18 protein-coding genes are annotated in these 21,838 nt (G+C 71.9%); 8 read left to right on the forward strand and 10 right to left on the reverse strand.

The genetic code is table 11. The annotated features are described in order from the left end of the window. Window positions 1-32 precede the first annotated feature (32 nt). Genes ptsP through ACFC1I_RS12915 form a run of 3 tightly spaced genes read right to left on the reverse strand, consistent with a single transcriptional unit; the run spans window position 33 to window position 2,365 of the window. The gene (gene ptsP, locus ACFC1I_RS12905; RefSeq protein WP_376009870.1) at window positions 33-1,688 is read right to left on the reverse strand and encodes a phosphoenolpyruvate--protein phosphotransferase; all 1,656 of its coding nucleotides are present in this window, start codon (window positions 1,686-1,688) and stop codon (window positions 33-35) included. Window positions 1,689-1,690: 2 nt separating this feature from the next. Beyond that, window positions 1,691-1,969, reverse strand: coding sequence for an HPr family phosphocarrier protein (locus tag ACFC1I_RS12910; protein ID WP_376009871.1), 279 nt, complete (start codon window positions 1,967-1,969; stop codon window positions 1,691-1,693). A 42-nt stretch (window positions 1,970-2,011) separates the two neighbouring features. Then, entirely contained in the window at window positions 2,012-2,365 is a 354-nt protein-coding gene (locus ACFC1I_RS12915) for a PTS sugar transporter subunit IIB (protein ID WP_376009873.1), read from the reverse strand. A 129-nt stretch (window positions 2,366-2,494) separates the two neighbouring features. Between ACFC1I_RS12915 and ACFC1I_RS12920 the strand changes: the two genes are divergently transcribed. After that, on the forward strand, window positions 2,495-4,435 hold the full coding sequence (locus tag ACFC1I_RS12920; RefSeq protein WP_376009875.1) for a BglG family transcription antiterminator: 1,941 nt from the start codon (window positions 2,495-2,497) through the stop codon (window positions 4,433-4,435). 271 nt (window positions 4,436-4,706) lie between these two features. Here the strand turns inward: ACFC1I_RS12920 and ACFC1I_RS12925 are convergent, their stop codons facing one another. Continuing rightward, a complete protein-coding gene (locus tag ACFC1I_RS12925; RefSeq protein WP_376009877.1) occupies window positions 4,707-5,657 on the reverse strand; it encodes a hypothetical protein in 951 nt (316 codons plus the stop codon). A gap of 368 nt (window positions 5,658-6,025) precedes the next feature. Beyond that, window positions 6,026-6,610, reverse strand: coding sequence for a GNAT family N-acetyltransferase (locus tag ACFC1I_RS12930; protein ID WP_376009879.1), 585 nt, complete (start codon window positions 6,608-6,610; stop codon window positions 6,026-6,028). Window positions 6,611-6,819: 209 nt separating this feature from the next. On the opposite strand from ACFC1I_RS12930, the gene ACFC1I_RS12935 reads away from it, so the two are divergent. The 5 genes from ACFC1I_RS12935 to ACFC1I_RS12955 all read left to right on the forward strand — a co-directional run bounded on the left by ACFC1I_RS12935 (window position 6,820) and on the right by ACFC1I_RS12955 (window position 12,092). Continuing rightward, window positions 6,820-8,385 (forward strand): ABC transporter substrate-binding protein, encoded by a 1,566-nt coding sequence (locus ACFC1I_RS12935; protein WP_376009882.1) that lies wholly within the window; start codon window positions 6,820-6,822, stop codon window positions 8,383-8,385. A gap of 104 nt (window positions 8,386-8,489) precedes the next feature. Next, on the forward strand, window positions 8,490-9,449 hold the full coding sequence (locus tag ACFC1I_RS12940; RefSeq protein WP_376009885.1) for an ABC transporter permease: 960 nt from the start codon (window positions 8,490-8,492) through the stop codon (window positions 9,447-9,449). Continuing rightward, the gene (locus tag ACFC1I_RS12945) at window positions 9,446-10,327 is read left to right on the forward strand and encodes an ABC transporter permease (RefSeq protein WP_376009888.1); all 882 of its coding nucleotides are present in this window, start codon (window positions 9,446-9,448) and stop codon (window positions 10,325-10,327) included. Before ACFC1I_RS12940 ends, ACFC1I_RS12945 begins: the two co-directional genes overlap by 4 nt. Then, window positions 10,324-11,178 carry an ABC transporter ATP-binding protein gene (locus ACFC1I_RS12950; RefSeq protein ID WP_376009891.1) on the forward strand — a complete coding sequence of 285 codons (855 nt, stop codon included), beginning with the start codon at window positions 10,324-10,326 and terminating at the stop codon, window positions 11,176-11,178. Before ACFC1I_RS12945 ends, ACFC1I_RS12950 begins: the two co-directional genes overlap by 4 nt. Continuing rightward, complete coding sequence (locus tag ACFC1I_RS12955; protein WP_376009894.1) at window positions 11,175-12,092, forward strand: ATP-binding cassette domain-containing protein; 918 nt, start codon at window positions 11,175-11,177, stop codon at window positions 12,090-12,092. The genes ACFC1I_RS12950 and ACFC1I_RS12955 overlap by 4 nt, the downstream gene beginning before the upstream one ends. Window positions 12,093-12,194: 102 nt before the next feature. Here ACFC1I_RS12955 and ACFC1I_RS12960 read toward each other — a convergent pair whose 3' ends face one another. Together ACFC1I_RS12960 and ACFC1I_RS12965 are read right to left on the reverse strand one after the other, a co-directional pair. Then, complete coding sequence (locus ACFC1I_RS12960) at window positions 12,195-14,495, reverse strand: phospho-sugar mutase (protein ID WP_376010863.1); 2,301 nt, start codon at window positions 14,493-14,495, stop codon at window positions 12,195-12,197. A 35-nt stretch (window positions 14,496-14,530) separates the two neighbouring features. Further along, window positions 14,531-15,364, reverse strand: a complete 834-nt coding sequence (locus ACFC1I_RS12965; protein WP_376009897.1) for a purine-nucleoside phosphorylase — start codon at window positions 15,362-15,364, stop codon at window positions 14,531-14,533. 103 nt (window positions 15,365-15,467) lie between these two features. Here ACFC1I_RS12965 and ACFC1I_RS12970 point away from each other — a divergent pair, with 103 nt between their 5' ends. Then, complete coding sequence (locus ACFC1I_RS12970) at window positions 15,468-16,925, forward strand: NAD(P)H-quinone dehydrogenase (RefSeq protein WP_376009899.1); 1,458 nt, start codon at window positions 15,468-15,470, stop codon at window positions 16,923-16,925. Window positions 16,926-17,297: 372 nt separating this feature from the next. Here ACFC1I_RS12970 and ACFC1I_RS12975 read toward each other — a convergent pair whose 3' ends face one another. The 3 genes from ACFC1I_RS12975 to ACFC1I_RS12985 all read right to left on the reverse strand — a co-directional run bounded on the left by ACFC1I_RS12975 (window position 17,298) and on the right by ACFC1I_RS12985 (window position 20,312). Then, window positions 17,298-17,600: a hypothetical protein gene (locus ACFC1I_RS12975; protein ID WP_376009901.1), complete on the reverse strand. Its 303-nt coding sequence runs from the start codon at window positions 17,598-17,600 to the stop codon at window positions 17,298-17,300. Between the two features lie 177 nt (window positions 17,601-17,777). Next, window positions 17,778-19,544 (reverse strand): acetyl/propionyl/methylcrotonyl-CoA carboxylase subunit alpha, encoded by a 1,767-nt coding sequence (locus ACFC1I_RS12980; RefSeq protein WP_376009904.1) that lies wholly within the window; start codon window positions 19,542-19,544, stop codon window positions 17,778-17,780. 78 nt (window positions 19,545-19,622) lie between these two features. Then, the gene (locus ACFC1I_RS12985; protein ID WP_376009907.1) at window positions 19,623-20,312 is read right to left on the reverse strand and encodes a Maf family protein; all 690 of its coding nucleotides are present in this window, start codon (window positions 20,310-20,312) and stop codon (window positions 19,623-19,625) included. 200 nt (window positions 20,313-20,512) lie between these two features. Here ACFC1I_RS12985 and ACFC1I_RS12990 point away from each other — a divergent pair, with 200 nt between their 5' ends. Beyond that, window positions 20,513-21,838: a class I SAM-dependent RNA methyltransferase gene (locus tag ACFC1I_RS12990; protein ID WP_376009910.1), complete on the forward strand. Its 1,326-nt coding sequence runs from the start codon at window positions 20,513-20,515 to the stop codon at window positions 21,836-21,838.

Here is a 21,838-nt window from a genome sequence, read left to right on the forward strand (position 1 = left end):
TTGTGTGTGGGTTTCCGGGCCGCCGCGGCGACCTATCGGGTGGCCGCCTGCTGGGCTGCGGACCGGGCGGATGCCGCGTCGTTGGCGGCGAGGGCTGCCGTGGCGATGTCGCGCGCCTCGGCGATGGTGTGCTGGAGAAGGGTGGCGCGCACGTCGGCGAGGGCCGTGGGTGCCATGGACAGGCTCGTGGCGCCCAGGCCGACGAGCACGACGGCGAGCAGGGGATCTGCCGCCGCCTCACCGCAGATGCCGACCGGCTTGCCGTTCGCGCGGCCGGCGTCGCCGACCTCGCGGATCAGGCGCAGCACCGCCGGGTGCCACGGATCCTGGAACGTCGCGACCGACCCGAGGAGCCGGTCGGCGGCGAGCGTGTACTGCGTGAGGTCGTTGGTGCCGATGGAGGCGAAGTCCGCGTCGACCAGGATGCGATCGGCGAGCAGCGCCGACGACGGCACCTCCACCATGACGCCGGCGGTCTTGATGCCGTAGTCGCGCGCGAGGGCGGTGAAGTACTCCGTCTCCTCGACCGTGGCGATCATGGGCGCCATGACCCACAGGTCGGCGTCGGTGGCGGCATCCGCCTCGGCGAGAGCCGTGAGCTGTTCGCGCAGGATGTCTTCGCTGGCGCGGAGCGCACGGATGCCGCGGAGCCCGAGTGCGGGGTTCTCCTCGTGCGCGTCGTTCAGGAACGCGAGCGGCTTGTCCGCGCCGGCGTCGAGCACGCGCACGACGACCTTCTTGCCGGGGAAGGCGGCGAGGAGCTTCGTGTACGCCTCCCGCTGCTGCTGGACGGTGGGCGCCTGGTTGGAGCTCAGGAACAGGAACTCCGTCCGGAACAGGCCCACGCCCTCCGCGCCGAGCGCGACAGCGTCGGCGGCACCGTCCGGGTTGCCGAGGTTGGCGAGCAGCGGGATCGCGGTGCCGTCCGCGAGCGCCCCGTCGGTGAGGGGAGCGGATGCTGCGGCCGCACGCGCGTCGGCGCGGTTCTGTGCCCGCTCGAGCTCGTCGGCGGTCGGCTCCGTCGTCACGACGCCGGCCGCGGCATCCACGATCACCATCTCTCCCTCGCGCAGCCCGGTCGCGGTGGTCGCGCCCACGATCGCGACGATCGACTTCTCGCGCGCGAGGATCGCGGTGTGCGAGGTCGGCCCGCCCTCGGTGGTCACGAGCGCGAGCACCTTGTCGAGGTCGAGGAGTGCGGTGTCGGCGGGTGCGAGGTCCTTCGCGACGAGGACGAACGGATGCCCCGGGTCCGGCACGCCGGGGGCCGGGACGCCGCGCAGCCGCGCGATGACCCGCTGTGCGACGTCGTCGAGGTCGGCGGCGCGCTCGCCGAGGTAGCCGCCCATGGCCGCGAGCTGGTCGCGGAACGACGCGAACGCGTCGAACACCGCGAACTCGCCGGTCTTGCCCTGGGCGAGGCGGGTGCCGATCTCGTCGGCGAGGGTCGGGTCCTCGGCCATCATGGCCTGCGCCTCGAGCACCTCCTGCGCGGCGCCGCCGGCCTGAGCCCCGCGGGCCTCGAGCTCGCGCGCGACGGCGGCCACAGCATCCGTCACCCGCGCCTTCTCGTCGTCGGCGCTCAGCGTGCTCGGCGCGTCGGAGGGTGCCGGCGCAGGCTCGGCCATGCGCGCGACGGGCCCCTGGGCGACGCCCAGGCCGATTCCCACACCTCGGAGTTCGGTCATGTTCAGGCCTCCGCGTCGTGGTCGGTGGTGAGGAGCTCGGCGAGCGTGTCGAGCGTCGATTCCGCGCCGTCGCCGTCCGCGGTGAGGGTCACGTAGTCGCCCTGCTCGATGCCGAGCGCGATCACGCCCAGGATGCTCGCCGCGTTGACGGGGCCGCCCGCGTCCTTCGCGATCGTGATCGGGATGCCGGCATCCTTCGCCGCCTGCGCGAACAGCTTCGCCGGACGAGCGTGCAGACCGTGCGCCGATCCGATCCGGACGGTGCGGGAGATGGGTGGCATGTCGTGACCTCTCTGTCTGTTCCTGGTGTCGTCGCGTGGCGTTCAGTCGTGTGGTGATGGGGCCGCGTCCGCGGCCGGGAGCGGCCCCCCGGGGCTCCCGATCGCGGTGCGGACCAGTTCGAGGGTCCGCGTGCCGTCCCGGTCTCCGAAGATGTCGGACGGCAGCAGTACCACGGTCGTCCCCCGAGCGGCGGCATCCCGTTCTATGCGCTCCAGCGCATGGACCAGGTGCGGCCCCACGAGCACGACGTCGGCGGCATCGAGATCGATCGGCAGCGACTGCTCGGTGCCGGCGAAGGCGGAATAGTCGAGTCCCTGCGCGTGGGCCGCGTGACGCACACGCTGAGCGACGAAGGTGCTCGACGCACCCGCTCCGCACACCACCAGGATCCTCATCGACCCGCCTCCTCATTTGCCATTCTTGTGAGAACGCTGGGAGGGGACAACCACTCCTTCTTCCGCAGGGGCGGAAACGGGGGAGGCGCCGGCGGCCTCGCTGTCCGGTGCGCGTGGTTGACTGGGCCTGTGACCCGAGCCCGGCAAGATCGTGTGCTCTCACTGCTCCTGCGCGACGGCGACTGGGTCACGGCATCCGCTCTCGCCGACGCGCTGGGCGTGACGCCGCGCAGCATCCGCTCCTACGTCACCGCGGCGAATGCGCGGGTGGCGCCGGGTGCCGCCGTCGAGTCCGGTCCGCAGGGCTATCGAGCGGGGACGGATGCTGCGGCCGCCCTCCGCGCGGGCGGGGACGCCGGCACGCCCCGCGACCGGCTGCACACCCTCGTCCGGGCGCTTCTCGACGCCCCCGACGGCATCGATGTGTTCGAAACGGCCGAGGCGCTGCACGTCTCGCCCGCCACCCTCGACGCCGACCTCGCCCGCGTCCGCGGGCTGCTCGGCGGCACCGAGCTCACCCTCGAGCGCTCCGCGTCACGCGCGCGGCTGCGCGGCACCGAGGGCGCGCAGCGGCGTCTGCTCAGCCGGCTCGCGCACGACGAGATGGACGCCGGATCCTTCGATCTCGCCGCCCTCCGCCGCACACTCGGCGAGGGGTCGGTCGGGGCGCAGGCGTTCGGCCCGTTCAAGACCGAGCTCGTCGCGCGCCTGGGAGACCTCGGCTGGTTCGTCAACGAGTTCGGCATCGCCGACGTGGTCATGCACATCGCGATCGCCGCCGACCGCACCTCGCGCGACCGCCCGCTCGACGCCGGAGCCGGCGCCGCAGCCGGGCGCGAGCGTCCGACCCAGAGCCAGGTCGCCGGGATCATCGCGGAGCTCTCCGAGCGGCACCTGGGCGTGCAGCTCGGCAGCGCCGATCTGCAGCACCTCGCGACGCTGGTCCTGACGCGCGTCGTCGCTCCCGACGGGCACGAGGACGCAGCATCCGGAACCGCGCCGTCAGCCCTCGATCCCGAGGTCGAGGCGGTCGTGCGCGAGGTGGTGACCGCCGCGGCCGACGAGTTCCTCGTCGACATCGCGCACGACGACTTCGTCGCGCGGCTCGCCCTGCATGTGCAGAACCTGCTGCATCGCGCCCGCGAGCAGGCGTGGTCGCGCAACCCGCTGACGCGGTCGCTGAAGTCGACGTACCCGATGATCTTCGAGGTCGCGGTGTTCATCGCGAGCCGCCTGCAGCAGCGGCTCGGCATTCCGCTGCCCGACGACGAGATCGCCTACATCGCGATGCACGTCGGCGGCCGGCTCGAGCGCAGCAGGCGGGCCGATCAGCTCCTCACCGCGACCATCGTGTGCCCCGGCTACTACGACCTGCACGAGCTGCTGCGGTCGAGCGTCGACCGCTCGCTCGGGCAGGCGATCGAGGTGGTCGGCGTCGAGACGCGCGTCGACCCGGACTGGTCCTCGATCGACACCGACCTCGTCCTGACGACGATCGACCCGCCGACCGCTGCCGAACGGATCGTGCGCATCCAGCCGTTCCTGACGGACGCCGACGTCGAGCGTGTTCAGGCCGCCGCCGGTCGCATCCGCCGGTCACGCCGCCTCGCCCGGCTGCGTGCCGAGCTGGAGCGCTACTTCGAGCCGTCGGCGTTCGTGCGCGGCCTCGACGAGACCGCGGGCGAGGAGGGGGTGATCCGCGGGCTCGGGGCCCTGCTCGAGGCCCGCGGGGTCATCGACGCCGAGTACGTCGCGCGCACGATCGACCGCGAGCGCCTGTCGTCGACCGCGTTCACCGACGCCCTCGCCGTCCCGCACTCGCTCGAGATGACCGCGGCCCGCACAGCCATCGCGATCGGCATCGCCGACCCGTCGATCCCGTGGGGCGACGGCCGCGTGCAGGTCGTCGCGCTCGTCGCGTTCTCCGAGACCGAGCGCGAGGCCTTCCAGACGGTCTTCGAGCAGTTCGTCGAGGTCTTCAGCGAGCGCGACAGCGTCCAGCGCATCGTGCGCCGCGGCACCGACTTCAACGCCTTCCTCGACGAGCTCGTCGCCGTCATCGACGGCTGAGCCGCAGCATCCGTCGTCCCCTTCCCGACCCGTCCCCTTCCCGACCCGTCTTCAGGGTTTGGGGCGCACGCCGGTCGTTCGGGGCGCACGCCGCGCGCCCCGACTGCACGCGGTGCGCCCCAACACTGGGGAGGGGATGGATGCTGCGGCCCGCGGCCACGCCGCGGCCGACGGGGGTTGGACGGCCTTCGCGGGTTCGGGGCGCACGCCCATCGTTCGGGGCGCACGGCGCGCGCCCCGACTGCACGCGGTGCGCCCCACCCGAAGGAGGTCAGCGGGGCGGGCGAATGCTGAAGGCCTCGAGCCGCGTCCGCAGGTCGGCCGCCGTTGCCAGGTGGGGCCAGCCCCAGCGCGCAATACGGCGCTGGGTGGTGCCGCGGATCCAGTCCTCGCGCTGCTTCTCCTCGTCGAACACCTGCGACGAAGTGCGCCCGTCGAGAATCTTCCCGTCGACGTACTTGATCGCGCCGTCGAACTCGCCGAAGGCGTTCGCCTCATCCAGTCCGAAGTCGACGTAGTAGGGATGGATGCCTCGCCCCGGCACAGCGACCTGCAACTCGATGACGCGGAACCCGATCTCCCGGAGGCGGATACGGCTGATGCTTTCCCCCGGCAGCTGGGCCCGCCCATCGGCGAACTCCAGAACGCGACGGGCACGGGTGAGTCCGTGCGCCGATCGGCGAGCGATGGAGAGCGCCTCTTGACGGAACCGCTCTGCCTCGATGAAGTCATACTCGCCGGGACCGGTGACGAACTGCTGGCGGAGCGCGGCATCAGCCACGGTGACGGCCTGCTCGAACGAGGCCGTGCGCGCGACATCAGACACAGTGCGCGCGAGCGACGTGACCTGCAGGCCGCCGATCTCGACGACGTCATCGTCCGGGAGATCCCCGCGGTGGCGTATCACTCCGCGCGCGGCGCCTGGCCGCGCCTCCCGAGCAATGACGTGCACCCGGTCCCGATCCGCGCGGTAGAGCGGCAGCCCGTGTGCGGCCGCCGCCGTCTCATGGGCGAACACGGTGGGTGTGGGCGAGCAGAGCGTGAGCGCGTGGGCGCGAGCGATGACACGGGCCTCCGACTTCGCGGCGTTCCACGCGACCGTGTCCACGTAGACGCCGACGCGCAACCGCGTCAAATCGCCGAGCGTGACTGCCGTTGCGAGCCGCCGCGGCGTGGTCGTGTCGAGCAGCTGGGTGCGCGTGAGGAGCGTGAGAGTCGCCATGTCCGCGAGTCTCCGACGGATGGCCGGCGCGCGGGACGCTGGACCGCAGGTCTGTGGACAACACCAACCTGTGGAGGAAGCGCAAGTCCTGGCTGCAGCATCCAATCTCCGTACTCGTGGGTTTGGGGCGTGCGGCGATCGTTTGGGGCGCGCGCCGCGCGCCCCAGGTGAACGCGACGCGCCCCAAACATTGACGGGATGGATGCTACGGCCCGGGTTGCGATGCGGCACTCGGGTGGAGACACCTGGGTTTTGGGGCGTGCGGCGATCGTTCGGGGCGCGTCCCTTGCGCCCCGAACGGACGCGACGCGCCCCAAACCTGGATGGGGCTGGGGAGGTGGGTCGGGGACGGATGCTGCGCCCCGGGGTCAGCCGCGGGCGAGGCGCTCGGTGAGGTCGAGGCGGACGGCGGGCCACTCGGCCGGGAGGATCGAGAAGACCACGGTGTCGCGGAGGGTGCCCTCGGGGCCGAGGCGGTGGTTGCGGAGGACGCCGTCCTGCTTGGCGCCGAGGCGTGCGATCGCCGCACGGGACTGACGGTTGTGCCAGTGCGTGCGGAACTCGACGGCGATCGCGTCGCACTGCTCGAACGCGTGGCCGAGCAGCAGCAGCTTCGACGCCGAGTTCACGAAGGTGCGCTGGGCCTCGACCCCGATCCAGGTGTGCCCGATCTCGACGTGGCGGTTCGGCTGGTCGATGTTGCAGAACGTGGTCTCGCCGACGACGCGCCCGGTGTCGAGCCGGCGCACCGCCCACGGGTTCATGTGTCCCTCGTCGCGCCACCGCAGCCGCTGTGCGATGTCGGCGGCGATGCCGTCAGGACGCGGCACCGACGTGTACCAGGTGTGCTCGAGACCGACGGCCGCGGCGGCGAGGTCCGCCTCGTGGTCGGGGGAGAGGGGCTCCAGCCGCACGAAGGCGTTCTCGAGTGTGACGGGCGCGGTGAGCAGCATGCTCCGAGCGTAGAACCGGATGTGCGCCAGGCCGCACGTGCTGGGCAGGGTGCGAAGTCCTCACGCCCCGCGAATCGCCAAGTGCGCGTCCGCACGTCGTCATACTTCGCAATTGTTCGCCTCCGCCCGGCCCTCCCCTCCGGAGCCCCGCCTAGGCTCGAACGGTGCGTCCGTTCGGGTGCACACACAGCGAAGAGGATCCGAAACAGATGAAGACGAAGAGGCGAGTGATCGCCCCCATCGCACTGGCACTGGCGGCGACCATCGGTCTGGCCGCCTGCTCGCAGGGCGACGCCGCACCCGAGACGTCCGGCGCCGAGGCCACCGGCCAGCTCACCTACGTGATCGCGAGCGACCCGTCGTCGCTCAACCCGATCAACGTGAGCGACCGCTGGGGTCTGACCGTCACGAACATCGTCTACTCGCCGCTCGCGCGCGTCGAGGGCGACGGCACCGTCGTCAACGAGCTGGCCGAGTCGATCGAGCCCGCCGAGGACGGCCTGTCGGTCACCGTCACCCTGAAGGACGGCCTGACCTGGTCCGACGGCGAACCCCTCACGGCTGACGACGTCGTCTTCACCTACACGAACAAGGCCGTCCGCGAGAACGGCAACGCCGACCTGCTCTACGTGGGCGACCAGCCCATCACGGCCGAGGCGACCGACGAGCGCACTGTGGTCTTCCACCTGCCGAGCGTCAGCGCGGCGGCCCTCAGCAACATCGCGACCGAGACGTACATCATCCCCGAGCACGTGTACGGCGACGTCACCGACTTCTCGGTGACCGAGCTCGACCCGCTCGCGGTCGGCTCGGGCCCCTACAAGCTCACCGAGTACCAGCGCGGCCAGTACCTCACGTTCGAGGCGAACGAGAACTACTACGGCGAGGCGCCGAAGATCCCCGAGCTGACCCTGCGCATCGTGGGCGACTCGAACACGACCAAGACGGCGCTGCAGACGGGTGAGGCGGATGCCTCGTTCGCGACGCCCGACCAGATCACCGAGCTCGAGGGCGCGGGCCTGAACGTCTACCCGTACGCCGAGGGCCGCGTGGCCTACCTCGGCCTCAACGCGGCGAAGCTCACCGACCCCAAGGTGCGTCAAGCGATCTTCTTCGCCCTCGACCGCGACGAGATCAACACCGGCGCGTTCCTCAGCGACGACTACTACGAGAACGCCTACACGATCCTTCCGCCGAGCAACGCGTTCGCGACGGAGGACGTCGAGAAGTACGAGCAGGACGCGGATGCCTCGGCAGCCCTCCTCGAGGAGGCCGGCGTCTCCGACCTCAGCTTCACGCTCGCGTACGCCGGGGCCGACCCCGCGCAGAAGACCGAGGCGACCCTCATCCAGCAGCAGCTGAAGGACGCCGGCATCACGGTGGAGCTCGCGGGCATCGAGCCCGCCGCGGTCTTCGAGGAGATCCAGAAGGGGGCCGACTCGCAGTACGACGCGTTCCTCGGCGGCTACATCATGGGCCAGGACCCCGACGCGTACAGCCTGCTGTACCGCACCGGCGCTTCGGCGAACTACTTCTCGTACTCCAACCCGGCCACGGACGCGCTGTTCGACCAGGGTGTCGTCGAGCTCGACCCCGAGGCCCGCAAGGCGATCTACGCCGACCTGCAGGCGCAGATCGCCGAGGACGCGGTGGTGTTCCCGCTGGCCGACAACCTCAAGATCCTCGCCGTGAACCCGCGGATCGGCGGCGTCGAAGACGCCAAGCTGGTCCCGATCTACACGTTCGAGAACTTCGGGCTCCTCACCGAGCAGTGAGTCACCGACGTCACGGGCATCCCTCAACCGGGTGCCCGTGACGTCGTCGTGTGTCCGGCGGGCGCTGCGGCGCAGCATCCGTCGTCCACCCGGAAAGGAGAACGATGGCGGTCTACATCCTCCGCCGCCTGCTGCAGGTCGTGCCGATGCTGCTGCTCGTGACGTTCGTCGTGTTCGCGCTGCTGCATGCGGCGCCGTACGACGTCGTCGACACCATCACGACGCCGCAGATGTCGGACGAGACCAAGGCCGCCATGCGCGAGCGCTACGGTCTCGACCAGCCCATCGTGGTGCAGTACGGCCTGTGGCTCGCCAACGTCCTTCAGGGCGACTTCGGCTACTCGCTCGCGAGCCGGCACTCGATCGCCGAGGAGCTGGCCGTGCGCATCCCGAACACGATCATGCTCGTGGCGCCCGCGTACCTCGCGGCGCTCGTGCTCGCGGTCGTGCTGGGGCTCATCGCGGGCTCGCGCCGCGGCACCGTCGTCGACAAGGCGATCGACGGCCTGGCCGGCATCGGCATCGCGACGCCCTCGTTCTGGTTCGCGCTGCTCGTGATCTACGTCTTCGGGTATCAGCTGCGCTGGTTCCCGATCATCGGCATGCACTCGGTGGGCAAACAGGGCGACCCTGTCGACTTCCTGCTGCACTTCGTCATGCCGTTCCTCGTGCTCGTGGTCGCGTTCTTCCCCGAGCTCGCCCGGTACGTGCGCTCGGCGACGATCAGCCAGTTCTCGCAGGACTACGTGCTCGTGCAGCGCGGGTTCGGCACGTCGCGCCGCCAGCTGCTGACGCGGCACGTCGGGCGCAACGTGATGCTGCCGATCATCACGCAGCTCGGTCTCGCGCTGCCGATCCTCGTCACCGGCGCCATCGTGACCGAGTCGATCTTCGGCTGGCCCGGCATCGGCCCCTACTTCCTCACGGCGACGCGCAGCCTCGACTACCCGGTCGTGCTCGCGGTGCTGCTGCTGTCGGCGGTGCTCGTGATCGTCGGCAACCTCATCGCCGACATCCTGTACGTCGTCGTCGACCCGCGCATCCGGATCGGAGCGGGCTCATGACGTCTTCCACCAACACCACGCCGAACGTCGCCGCGGTCGTCGACGCGACGACCCTCGTGCACCGCACGCGGTCGTTCCGCTCGATCTCGGCGATCCTCGCGATCGTGTTCCTCGTGGTCGTCGGCCTGACCGCGCTGCTCGCGCCGCTACTGCCCCTCGATCCGACCACCACCGACCTCGCGATCCGCTGGCAGCCGCCGAGCGCCGCGCACTGGTTCGGCACCGACGAGCTCGGCCGCGACTACTTCTCGCGCGTCGTCTACGGCGGCCGCGTCTCGCTGACCGTCGGCATCCTGGCGATGGCAGCCGCGACTGCCATCGGCGTGGTCGTGGGCCTCATCGCCGGCTACGCGGGCGGCCGCGTCGACGACGCCCTCATGCGGTTCGTCGACTTCCTGTCGTCGATCCCGTGGATGGTGCTCGTGATCGTCGCGAGCGTGTTCCTGAGGCCCGGCCTCTGGACGATCATCTTCGTGATCGGCGTCTTCTCGTGGATGGCGACCGCCCGGCTCGTGCGCGCCGAGACCCTGACGCTCCGCGAGCGGGCGTTCGTCCGCTACGCGCAGTACATCGGTGTGCGCCGCGAGCTCGTGATGTGGCGCCACGTCGTGCCCGACGCCGCGCCGACGATCATCGTCGCCGCAACGGCGAGCATCTCGACCGCGATCCTCACCGAGTCGGCGCTCAGCTTCCTCGGGCTCGGCATCCAGCCGCCGATGGCGTCGTGGGGCAGCCTCCTCGAGACCGCCCAGGGGAGCCTCCAGACCGCGCCGTACCTCGCGCTCATCCCCGGTGTGCTGATCCTGCTCACGGTGCTCTCGTTCAACGTGCTCGGCGACGCGCTGCGCCAGTCGGTCACCGAAGGAGGAACGTCATGACGGATGCTGCGCCCCAGAGCCCGTCGGCAGATCCCGCCGACATCCTGCTCAGCGTCGAAGGACTCGACGTCGACCTCCCCGGCCACACCGGCGGCCGCGTGACCGTGCTCGACGACGTCTCGTTCGACGTCCCGCGCGGGCGCGTCGTGGGCATCGTGGGCGAGTCCGGCTCGGGCAAGACGATGCTGCTGCGGGCGCTCATGGGGATCCTCCCCGACGGCGCGACCCGCGAGTGGCGCCGCGTGCTGCTCGACGGCGACGACGTCACCGCGACGCTCGGCCGCCGGCGCCTGCCCGCCGCCATGGTCTTCCAGGACCCGATGACCTCGTTCAACCCGCTCGTGCGGATCGGCGGGCACCTCACCGAGGTCGCGCAGCGCTTCCAGAAGGTGGGCAAGCGCCAGGCGACCGTGCTCGCCCGCGAGGCACTCGCCGCCGTGCGCATCCCCGAGCCCGAGCGCGTGCTGTCGCGGTACCCGCACGAGCTGTCGGGCGGCATGCGCCAGCGCGCGATGATCGCCATGGCCCTGCTCGCCCAGCCCGAGCTGCTGCTGGCCGATGAGCCGACGACGGCGCTCGATGCCACCATCCAGGCGCAGATCCTGGCGCTCCTGCGCACCCTGCAGTCCGAGCGGTCGCTCACCGTGCTCATCGTCACGCACGATCTCGGCGTGGTCGCCGCCGTCTGCGACGACGTGCTCGTGATGAAGGACGGCCGCATCGTCGAGTCGGGCAGCGTGGATCGCGTCTTCGCCGAGCCGCAGCATCCATACACGAAGGAACTGTTGGATGCTGCGCCCGACGCCCCCGCCGAGCTCGGGGCGGCGACCGATCAGGGAGGCGACGCGTGAGCGCTGAGACCCCGACCCGCACCCCGGACCTCGTCGAGGTCCGGGGGCTCGTCAAGACCTTCCCGCAGCGGAACGCCTGGGGCCGCACGATCGGCACGACCCGCGCCGTCGACGGCATCGACCTGACGATCCGCCGCGGCGAGACGCTCGCCCTGGTGGGGGAGTCGGGCAGCGGCAAGTCGACGCTCGGGCGCTGCATCCTGCAGATGGACGAGCCCACGAGCGGCACCGTGACCTACGAGGGCACCGACCTCACGGCGCTGCCGCGCGCGAAGCGGGCGCCGTTCCACCGGTCGATGCAGGTGATCTTCCAGGACCCGTTCTCATCGCTGAACCCGCACCGCACGGCCCTGCAGAACGTCATGGAGCCGCTCACCGTGCTCGCGCCCGACTCCGATCCGCGCGCCCGCGCGATCGAGGCGCTCGCCGCGGTGGGCATCGACGGCGACGCCGTGAACCGGCGCCCGCGCGCGTTCTCGGGCGGTCAGCGCCAGCGGATCGTGATCGCGCGAGCGATCGCCGTGCGACCGGGCTTCGTCGTCTGCGACGAGCCGCTGTCGGCGCTCGACATGTCGATCCAGGCGCAGGTCACCGACCTGCTGCTGCGGCTGCAGCGCGAGCTCGAGCTCACGTACCTGTTCATCTCGCACGACCTGTCGGTGGTGCGCGAGATCGCGACGCGCACGGCCGTGATGAACCGCGGCCGCATCGTGGAGCTGGGCCCCACCGCCGAGGTCTTCGCGTCGCCGCAGCACCCGTACACGCGGCATCTGCTCGACGCGGCCCTGTCGACCGACCCCGCGCAGGCGCGCCGCCGCCTCGAGCGCATCTCGACGCGTCCCGAGCCCGTGGGCCTCGAGCCCGACGGCACCGCGCTCGCCGAGGTCACCCCCGGCCACTTCGTGCTGCGCTGAGGCTGCTGTCCGGGTTTGGGGCGCAGATTCTCCGTTGGGGCGGAGATAATGCGCCCCGACGGAGGGAATGCGCCCCAAACCCGGAAGAGACCGGGGGCGGGGTCAGCCGCCGTACTCGGCGAGGAGCGCGCGGGCGCCGTCGGCGAGGGCCGCGATGCGGGCGGCGGCGTCGTCGCGGGAGTCGCCGCGCACGTCGAGGTACAGCTTGAGCTTCGGCTCGGTGCCGCTCGGGCGCACGATGACGCGCGAGCCGTCGGCGAGCCACAGGCGCAGCACGTCCCCGGGCGGCAGGTCGTCGACCCCGTCGAGCAGATCATCCACGCGCTCGACCGCGACCTCGCCGACGGACGATGGATGCTGCGCCCTCAGCGCCGCCATGATCCGCGAGATCTGCGAGACGTCGTCGACGCGGATCGAGACCTGGTCGCTCGCGAACGCGCCGAACTGCTCGTCGAACTCCGCCAGGAGGTCGGCGAGGCTCGCGCCGCGCCCGCGCGCCTCGGTCACGAGGCCGAGGATGGCGATCGCGGCCGAGATGCCGTCCTTGTCGCGCACGGTGCCGGGGTTCACGAGGTAGCCCAGCGCCTCCTCGAAGCCGAAGACGATGCCGGGCGCGCGCGAGATCCACTTGAAGCCGGTGAGCGTCGCGTGGAAGTCGAGCCCGTAGTGCTCGGCGACGGCCTCGAGGCCGGGTGACGACACCAGAGAGCACGCGAGCGAGGCGCCGTCGGGCGTGCCGTCGGCGGTTGCGAGCCGGCCCGCGCGCCAGCCGAGCAGCAGCCCGATCTCGTTGCCCGTGAGCCGGCGCCAGCCGCCCTCGGCGGAGTCGTCGGGCAGCGCGACGGCGAGCCGGTCGGCGTCGGGGTCGTTCGCGATGACGAGCTCGGCGCCCGCCTCGCGCGCGGCCTCGAAGGCGAGGTCCATCGCGCCCGGCTCCTCCGGGTTCGGGAACGCCACGGTCGGGAACGCGCCGTCGGGCTCGAGCTGGGCGGTCACGGGCACGGGCGCGGGGTAGCCCGCGGTCTCGAGGATCCGCGACAGCGTCTCCCAGCCGACCCCGTGCATCGCCGTGTACACCCACGTCAGGCCCTCGGCGCCGTCGGGCGCAGGCGCGACCGCCGCGGTCGCCGCGACGTACTCGTCGACGACGCTCTCGGTGGCGAGCTCGAACCCGAGCGACCGGGGCACCGTGCTGATGTCGCCGGCCTCGGCCACGCGCGCGATGTGCGCGGCGATCTCGGCGTCGGCGGGCGACACGATCTGCGAGCCGTCGTCGTCACCGCCGAGGTACACCTTGTAGCCGTTGTCGTCGGGCGGGTTGTGGCTCGCCGTGACCATGACGCCGGCGGCGGCGCCGAAGTGCCGCACCGCGAACGCGAGCACCGGCGTCGGCAGCAGCCGCGGCAGCAGGACCGCACGGAGCCCCGCGCCCGCGAAGATCTCGGCCGAGTCGCGCGCGAACACGTCGGAATTGCGCCGCCCGTCGTACCCGATCACGACGATCGGGGCGTCGTCGAGAATTCCCGGCACCTCCGGGCCCTCGGCCTCCAGCGCATCGGCCGACGGCGTCTCGGTGAGCTCGGGCGCCGACGGCTCCGTGAGTTCTTCGGAAGTGGATGCTGCGTCCCCCGCGCCGTGCGCGGCTTCGGCCTCCTCCTGGCCTCCGGCCGCGGCGGCGCCCTCCGCGCCTTCAGCCGCGGCGGGCTCGCCCGGGTCGGTGGTCGGCGAGTCCGCGGCGCCGGGGTCCTCGGCGCCGGTGCGCTCCGTATCGGACGGGGCGGCCGCGTCGGACGAGGTCTCAGTGTCGGACGAGGGTGCGCCGTCGGAAGGGGTGTCCGCGCTTGCGTCGGACGGGCCGTCGGACTCGGACCCAGACGGGCCCGCGGCGTCGGCCTCGGACTCGGACGCGGCCAGGTCACCGGCGTCGGCATCGGCCGAGCCCTCGGCGCCCGCCGGCTCGTCGGGCGAACCCGTGGCGTCGGCACGGCCGGCAGGAGCCACCACGACCCCGTCGTCGGCTGCGCTGCCGTGGGCGGCGGTCGCAGCATCCGTCTCGCCTTCCGAGCCTGAGGCGTCCGCTGCGCTCGACGCGGCCTCGACGCCGACCGGCGGGAGCCCCGCCTGTTCGCGCACGTACGCCGCGAGTCCCGCCGCCGCCTGCGCGACGAGCACGCGGTTCATGCGGTTGCTGCCGGCGCCGAGGGCGCCGCGGAGGCCCGCGGTGCCGAAGGCGAGGCGTGCCGAGAAGCGGTCTCCGAGGTCTTCGAGCGCGGCGGGGTTGCCCGTCTCTGCCGCGTCGATCAGCGCGCGCAGCTCGGTGCGGGTCTCGCCGTCGGGGTCCTGTGCGAGCCACGCGTGTGCTCGCGCGAGGACGTCGGCCGCAGCATCCGTTCCCGTCGACACCTCGTCGGGAGCCGGCTCCTGCACGTCCTGGCCGTTCACAGCGCCCCGATCACTCGGGCCAGCAGCGACGAGATGACCGGCTCGGCGTTGCGGCCGGCCTCGATCACCTCCTCGTGGCTGAGCGGGTGCTTCTGGATGCCCGCGGCCATGTTGGTGATGAGCGAGAAGCCGAGGATCTCCATGCCGGCCTGGCGCGCGGCGATCGCCTCGAGCGCGGTCGACATGCCGACGATGTGCCCGCCGAACGACTTGACCATCTGCACTTCGGCGGGCGTCTCGTACTGGGGTCCGCGGAACTGCGTGTAGACGCCCTCGTCGAGGCTCGCGTCGATGGTGCGGGCGAGGTCGCGCAGCCGCAGCGAGTACAGGTCGGTGAGGTCGATGAAGGTCGCGCCCTCGAGCGGGGTGTCGCCTGTCAGGTTGATGTGGTCGCTGATGAGCACCGGGCGGCCGGGGTGCCAGGTGTGCTTGATGCCGCCGGCGCCGTTGGTCAGCACCATCGTGCGCGCGCCCGTCGCGGCGGCGGTGCGCACGCTGTGCACGACGCGGCGCACGCCGTGGCCCTCGTAGTAGTGGGTGCGGGCGCCGATCACCAGCACGCGGCGGCCCTTGGGGGTGACGACGCTGCGGAGGGTGCCTGCGTGGCCGGCGAGGGCCGGGGAGCTGAAGCCGGTCACCTCGGTGGCGGGGAACGTCGAGGTCGTCTCGCCGAGGAGTTCGGCGGCCTTGCCCCAGCCGCTGCCGAGCGTGAGCGCGATGTCGTGACGCTCGACGCCGGTGATGCGGGCGATGTCCTCCGCGGCGGCGGCGGCCACCGCGAACGGGTCGGCCGTGGGGTCGTCGAGAGGATTGCCGGTGGTGTCTGACATGGGACCACTTTAGGAACGGACGGCGACGAGGGCCAGTGAAGCCGTGCCCGGCGGCCGCCCGGGAGTGTCGCGATGTCGTCGCGGGGTGCTCCGGCAGGGGAGAATGGAATTCATGTCGATCAGCTTCGAGACCACCCAGAGCGTCGCCGTCCTCGGCGGCGGACCCGGAGGCTACGAAGCGGCGCTGGCCGCCGCCCAGCTCGGAGCCGAGGTGACGGTCGTCGAGCGGGCCGGCATCGGCGGCTCGGCGGTGATCACCGACGTGGTGCCGTCGAAGTCGCTCATCGCGACCGCCGACGCGGCCGTCGCGATCGCGGGCGCCGGCGACCTCGGCGTGCAGCTGTTCGCGAAGGGCAAGGACGGCAAGCCGCTCAAGCCCGAGATCGCCATCAACCTCACCGCCGTCAACAAGCGCCTCCTGACGCTCGCGCGCCAGCAGTCCGACGACATGCGCGCCGCGCTCGCCGAGGCGGGAGTGCGCATCATCTCGGGCCACGGTCGCCTCGAAGGCGACAACGCCGTCGTGGTGTCGACGGGCCCCGGCGGCACCGACTTCGACCGCATCGAGGCCGACACGCTCGTCGTCTCGGTCGGCGCCTCGCCGCGCGAGCTCGCGAGTGCCAAGCCCGACGGCGAGCGCATCCTCACGTGGACGCAGCTGTACAACATGACGGCGCTGCCCGAACACCTCATCGTCGTCGGGTCGGGCGTCACCGGTGCCGAGTTCGCCGGCGCGTACATGAACCTCGGCGCGAAGGTCACGCTCGTCTCGAGCCGTGACCAGGTGCTTCCGGGGGAGGACAAGGATGCCGCGGCCGTCCTCGAGCGCGTGTTCAAGCGCGGCGGCATGAAGCTGCTGTCGAAGTCGCGGGCCGACAGGGTCGAGAACACCGGCGACGGTGTCGTGGTCACCCTGTCGGACGGCCGCACCGTCGAGGGCAGCCACTGCCTGATGGCCGTCGGCTCGATCCCGAACACCGCCGGGATCGGCCTGGAAGAGGCCGGCGTCCAGATGACGGAGTCCGGCCACATCCAGGTCAACCGGGTCGCGCGCACGTCGGTGCCGAACATCTACGCCGCGGGCGACTGCACCACGTTCGTGCCGCTCGCGTCGGTCGCCTCGATGCAGGGCCGCACCGCCGTCTTCCACGCGCTCGGCGACGTCGTGATCCCGCTCGAGCGCCGCCGCATCACCTCGAACATCTTCACCGCCCCCGAGATCGCGACCGTCGGCTGGCAGGAGAACGACATCGACGCCGGCCTGATCAACGGCGTCGTGCACAAGCTGCCGCTCGCGGCCAACCCGCGCGCCAAGATGATGGGCATCAAGGACGGCTTCGTCAAGATCATCGCCCGTGAGGGGAGCGGCACCGTCATCGGCGGCGTCATCGTCGGCCCCCGCGCCTCCGAGCTCATCTACCCGATCGCGATCGCGGTCGAGCGTCGCCTCACGGTGGACCAGTTCTCGCGCGTCTTCGCGGTCTATCCGTCGCTCTCGGGCAGCATCACCGACGCTTCGCGCGCGATGCACGTCGTCGACCACAACGTCTACGGCGGCTGACCTCCGCGCTCCCCGGGCCTGTCACCGCGCCGCCGGCATGGTGCGCGCACCGCGCCGGCCGCGGGGCGCCGCTGAGGCCGCAGCATCCATCCGTCCCGCCGTCCCTGCTTCGACAGGTCAACCGCGGTTCCACAGGACCGCGGATGCGGTTCGGCTCATGTGGAAGCCTGGTTGACCTGTTGAACGGGGGTGAGGTGATGACGGATGCTGCGCCCGCGGCCCGCAGCACCCATCTCTTCCTGCTTGGACAGGTCAACCGCGGTTCCACAGGACCGGTACTGCGGTTCGGCTCATGTGGAAGCCTGGTTGACCTGTTGAACAAGGGTGGCGGATGACGGATGCTGCGGCCCGCGGCCGCACAGAGGCTCCGCGTCAGCCGAGGCCGGTGTTGCCGCGCCAGAGGTCGGCGGCGCGGTTCGCGGCCGCGTCCACCAGGGCGCGCAACTCCGGACGATCGGGCATCGCGAACGAGACGTACGCGCCGCGCCCGCCGGCGACCGGGCGGCCGTAGGCCTTGACCGCCACGGAGTGGTCGGGCAGCAGCCGCACCGTGAGCGACTGGAGCTCGAACTCCTCGCCGCGGCGCACGTCCGTCCAGCGCAGCTCGGGCGGGATCACGACGCTGATCGCGAGCGCCGACACCTCTGGCGCACCCGAGTCGGGTGAGACGTCCATTCGGCCATCCTGTCACCCTCGCCGAGCCGGGGCCCGAGGCATCCGTCTCCCGGGTCTTCCCGTGCCGAAACACGGGTCGGTGACGGCGACACGCCGGTGACGGATGCTTCGTCCCGGCGTGTCGTGCGACCGACCCGTGTTTCGGCAAGCAGACGCCGCGAAAACCGGGCCTGTGGATCAGGAGATCGTGAGGAGCTGGTGGCCGGCCGAGACCGTCGTGCCGGGGTCGGCGTTGATGGCGCCGATGACGCCGTCCTTGTGGGCCTGGATGGGCTGCTCCATCTTCATCGCCTCGAGGACGATGACGAGGTCGCCCTTGACGACCTGCTGGCCCTCTTCGACGGCGACCTTCACGACGGTGGCCTGCATCGGCGACTTCACCGCGTCGCCCGAGGCGCCCGCGACGACCGAGGGGGAGTGCGAGCGGCGCGACGGCGGGACGGCCGCCGGGCGTCCGGCGACGCCGACGGGGGCGACGACGCGGTCGGGCAGGCTCACCTCGAGGCGCTTGCCGGCGACCTCGACGACCACCGTGTGGCGCGCTTCGGCGGCGGTCGGCTCGCTGAGCTCGCCGTCCCACGGGGCGATGTCGTTGACGAACTCGGTCTCGATCCACCGGGTGTAGACGCCGAACCGTCCGTCCTCGGCGGTGAATGCGGGGTCGCGCACCACGGCGCGGTGGAACGGCAGCACCGTCGGAAGGCCCGAGACCTCGAACTCGTCGAGGGCGCGGCGCGAGCGCTCGAGCGCCTCGGCGCGGTCGCGGCCGGTGACGATGATCTTCGCGAGCAGCGAGTCGAACGCGCCCGACACGCTGTCGCCGGCGGTGACGCCGGAGTCGAGGCGGATGCCGGGGCCGCCGAACGTCTTGAATACGTGGATGGGTCCTGGCTGCGGGAGGAAGCCGCGGCCCGGGTCCTCGCCGTTGATGCGGAACTCGATGGAGTGGCCGTCGGCGACCGGGTCGCCGTAGCCGAGCTCTTCGCCCTCGGCGAGGCGGAACTGCTCACGCACCAGGTCGATGCCGGTGACCTCTTCCGAGACCGGGTGCTCGACCTGCAGACGGGTGTTCACCTCGAGGAACGAGATCGTGCCGTCGGCGCCGATGAGGAACTCGCACGTGCCCGCGCCTACGTAGCCGACCTCCTTGAGGATGGCCTTCGACGCGTCGTAGAGGATCTTGTTCTGCGCGTCGCTCAGGAAGGGCGCCGGCGCCTCTTCGACGAGCTTCTGGTGGCGGCGCTGCAGCGAGCAGTCGCGCGTCGACACGACGACGACGTTGCCGGCGGCGTCGGCGAGGCACTGGGTCTCGACGTGGCGCGGCTTATCGAGGTACTTCTCGACGAAGCACTCGCCGCGGCCGAAGGCGGTGATCGCCTCGCGGGTCGCCGACTCGAACAGCTCGGGCACCTCTTCGAGGGTGCGCGCGACCTTGAGGCCGCGGCCGCCGCCGCCGTACGCGGCCTTGATCGCGATCGGAAGACCGACGGTCTCGGCGAACGCCACGACCTCGTCGGCGCCCGACACGGGGCCGGGGGTGCCGGGGGCGAGCGGCGCACCGACCTTCTCGGCGACCGCGCGGGCGGTCACCTTGTCGCCGAGGGCCTCGATCGCCTCGGGCGACGGGCCGATCCAGACGAGACCTGCGCCGATGACGGCACGGGCGAAGTCGGCGTTCTCGGCGAGGAAGCCGTAGCCGGGGTGCACGGCGTCGGCACCGGAGCGGCGTGCGACCGAGAGGATCTTGTCGATCGACAGGTACGTCTCGGCGCTGGTCGCGCCTTCGAGGGCGTACGCCTCGTCGGCGAGACGGGAGTGCATGGCGTCGCGGTCCTGGTCGGCGTAGACGGCGACCGAGGCCTTCCCGGCGTCACGGGCGGCGCGGATGACGCGGACGGCGATCTCGCCGCGGTTGGCAACGAGAACCTTGGCGATCTGAGGCATGGATGCCAGCCTACCGACGGCATCCCGAGGGCTTTTGAGCGGTTCGTACAAGAACCGACGAGAAACGTGGGCTTCCTACTACAACGACGCGTCGCCGATTTCGACGCGCTCGAGCGACGGATCCGTGGTGTTCCACAGCGCCGTCCACTCCACGCCGACCTCGCGCGCGAGGCGCCGCAGCGTCGACACCGACATGCCGACGACGGTCGAGGGGTCGCCCTCGACCCGCTCGATGAACGCGCCGCCGAGGCTGTCGACCGTGAACGCGCCGGCCACGTGCAGCGGCTCGCCGGTCGCGACGTACGCGTCGATCTCGGCATCGGTCACATCGGCGACGAAGGAGACGGATGCTGCGGCCGTCGCATGCACTTCCCGCGGGGGCTCGCCGGGCTCGATGCGCACCACGGCGTGGCCGGAGTGCAGCACACCGGTGCGCCCGCGCATCGCGCGCCAGCGCGCGGCGGCGTTCTCGGGCGTGTAGGGCTTGCCGAGCACCTCGCCGTCGAGCTCGAACATCGAGTCGCCGCCGATCACGATGCCGTCGAAGTCCGGGATGTCGTCGCGCAGCCGCGCCGCGACGTCGGCCGCCTTGCGCCGCGCGAGCAGCAGCACGTGCTCGTCGGGCGCGAGGGTGCGCTCCTCGGCCGCCTCGACCGCCGCGATGACGGCCTCCTCATCGACGTCGGGGGCGACGGTCAGCGGACGGATGCCGAACTGCCCGAGCAGCATGAGCCGGGCGGGCGAGGTCGAGGCGAGGCAGACGCGCATGCCCCCACCGTACCGACGGGGACTGTCCGGCGGCCCCCGCCCGCCCGGCGCCCCCGCCCGCCCGCCGCCGCCCGCCTCCTACCGTTTGCAGGACCTGCCTCCGCGCACGGGGCTCGAGCCCGCGGCTTTTCGCGCCACGACCCGGGCCCGAACGCCTGCGGTCCTGCACACGGTCAGCGGCGGGCACGTAGGCTCGTCGGGTGAGTGAAACCGGCGACATCCTCGACCTCGACATCACGGGCGTCGCCCACGGCGGCGTCTTCGTCGCCCGGCACGAAGGACGCGTCGTGTTCGTGCCCGACGCGATCCCGGGCGAGCGCGTGCGTGTGCGGCTCACCGACACCGCCAAGAAGTCGTTCTGGCGCGGCGAGACCCTCGAGGTGCTCGACGCGTCGCCGCACCGGCAGCTCCACGTGTGGCGGCAGGCCGACGTCGACGTCCCTCCCGAGCAGCGCCCCGGCGGCGCCGACTTCGGCCACATCGCGCTCGAGCACCAGCGCGCGCTCAAGATCGAGGTGCTGCGCGACGCGCTGCAGCGGTTCGGGGGCACCGACATCCCGGTCGGCATGCACGGCGTCGCCCCGCTCCTCACGGACGCCGGCGACGAGACCGACGGCGAGTCCGTCGACGGCACCGCGTGGCGCACCCGCGTCAGCCTGCACGTCGACGCCGACGGCAATGTCGGTCAGTACGCCGCCCGCAGCCACCGTGTGGTCCCGCTCGAGGACCTGCCCCTCGCGACCTCGGCGGTCGAGTCCGCCGCGCTCGCGCTCCGCGGCGGTGACCCCGGGCGCATCGATCTCGTGCAGCCCGCGGACGGTCGCGTGCGCATCCTGCCGCGACCGGAGCGGAGAGCGGATGCTGCGCCCCGCCGCGGCCGCGGTGCGCGACCCTCGTCCGCAAGGCCTCGAAAGACGCCCGCGCCCGAGGTCGTCCTCGAGCGCGTCGGCGACCGCGACTTCCGCGTCGACGCCGGCGGGTTCTGGCAGGTCCACCGCCTTGCCGCCCATACCCTCACGACGGCCGTCGCGAGCCGACTGGCAGGCGCCGTCGACCCGGAGGCGTGGCACCTCGACCTCTACGGCGGTGTCGGCCTCTTCGCCGCGACCCTCGGCGACCTCGGCGGGCCGTCCACGCGGGTGACGAGCGTCGAGTCCGATGCCCGGGCGACCGAGCACGCGGGGGAGAACCTCGCCGACTGGGTCGGCGCCCGCGCCGAGACCGGGCGCGTCGACCGGTGGCTGGCGCGGCTCGCGGCCGAGGCATCCGCTCCCGAACGTGAGCGGCTGTCGCGCGGCGTCGTGCTGCTCGACCCGCCCCGGTCCGGAGCAGGTCGTGACGTCGTCGACCACCTCACGGCGCTGGCGCCGTCGACGGTCGTCTACGTCGCCTGCGACCCGGTCGCGCTCGCGCGCGACATCGCGACCTTCCGCGCGGGCGGGTACGAGGTCGCAAGTGTCGATGGCCTGGACCTTTTCCCGAATTCGCATCACGTCGAAGCCGTGGCGGTGCTCACTCGCGCGTGA

This window comes from Microbacterium sp. NPDC056044, assembly GCF_042267145.1.
GTDB lineage: Bacteria > Actinomycetota > Actinomycetes > Actinomycetales > Microbacteriaceae > Microbacterium.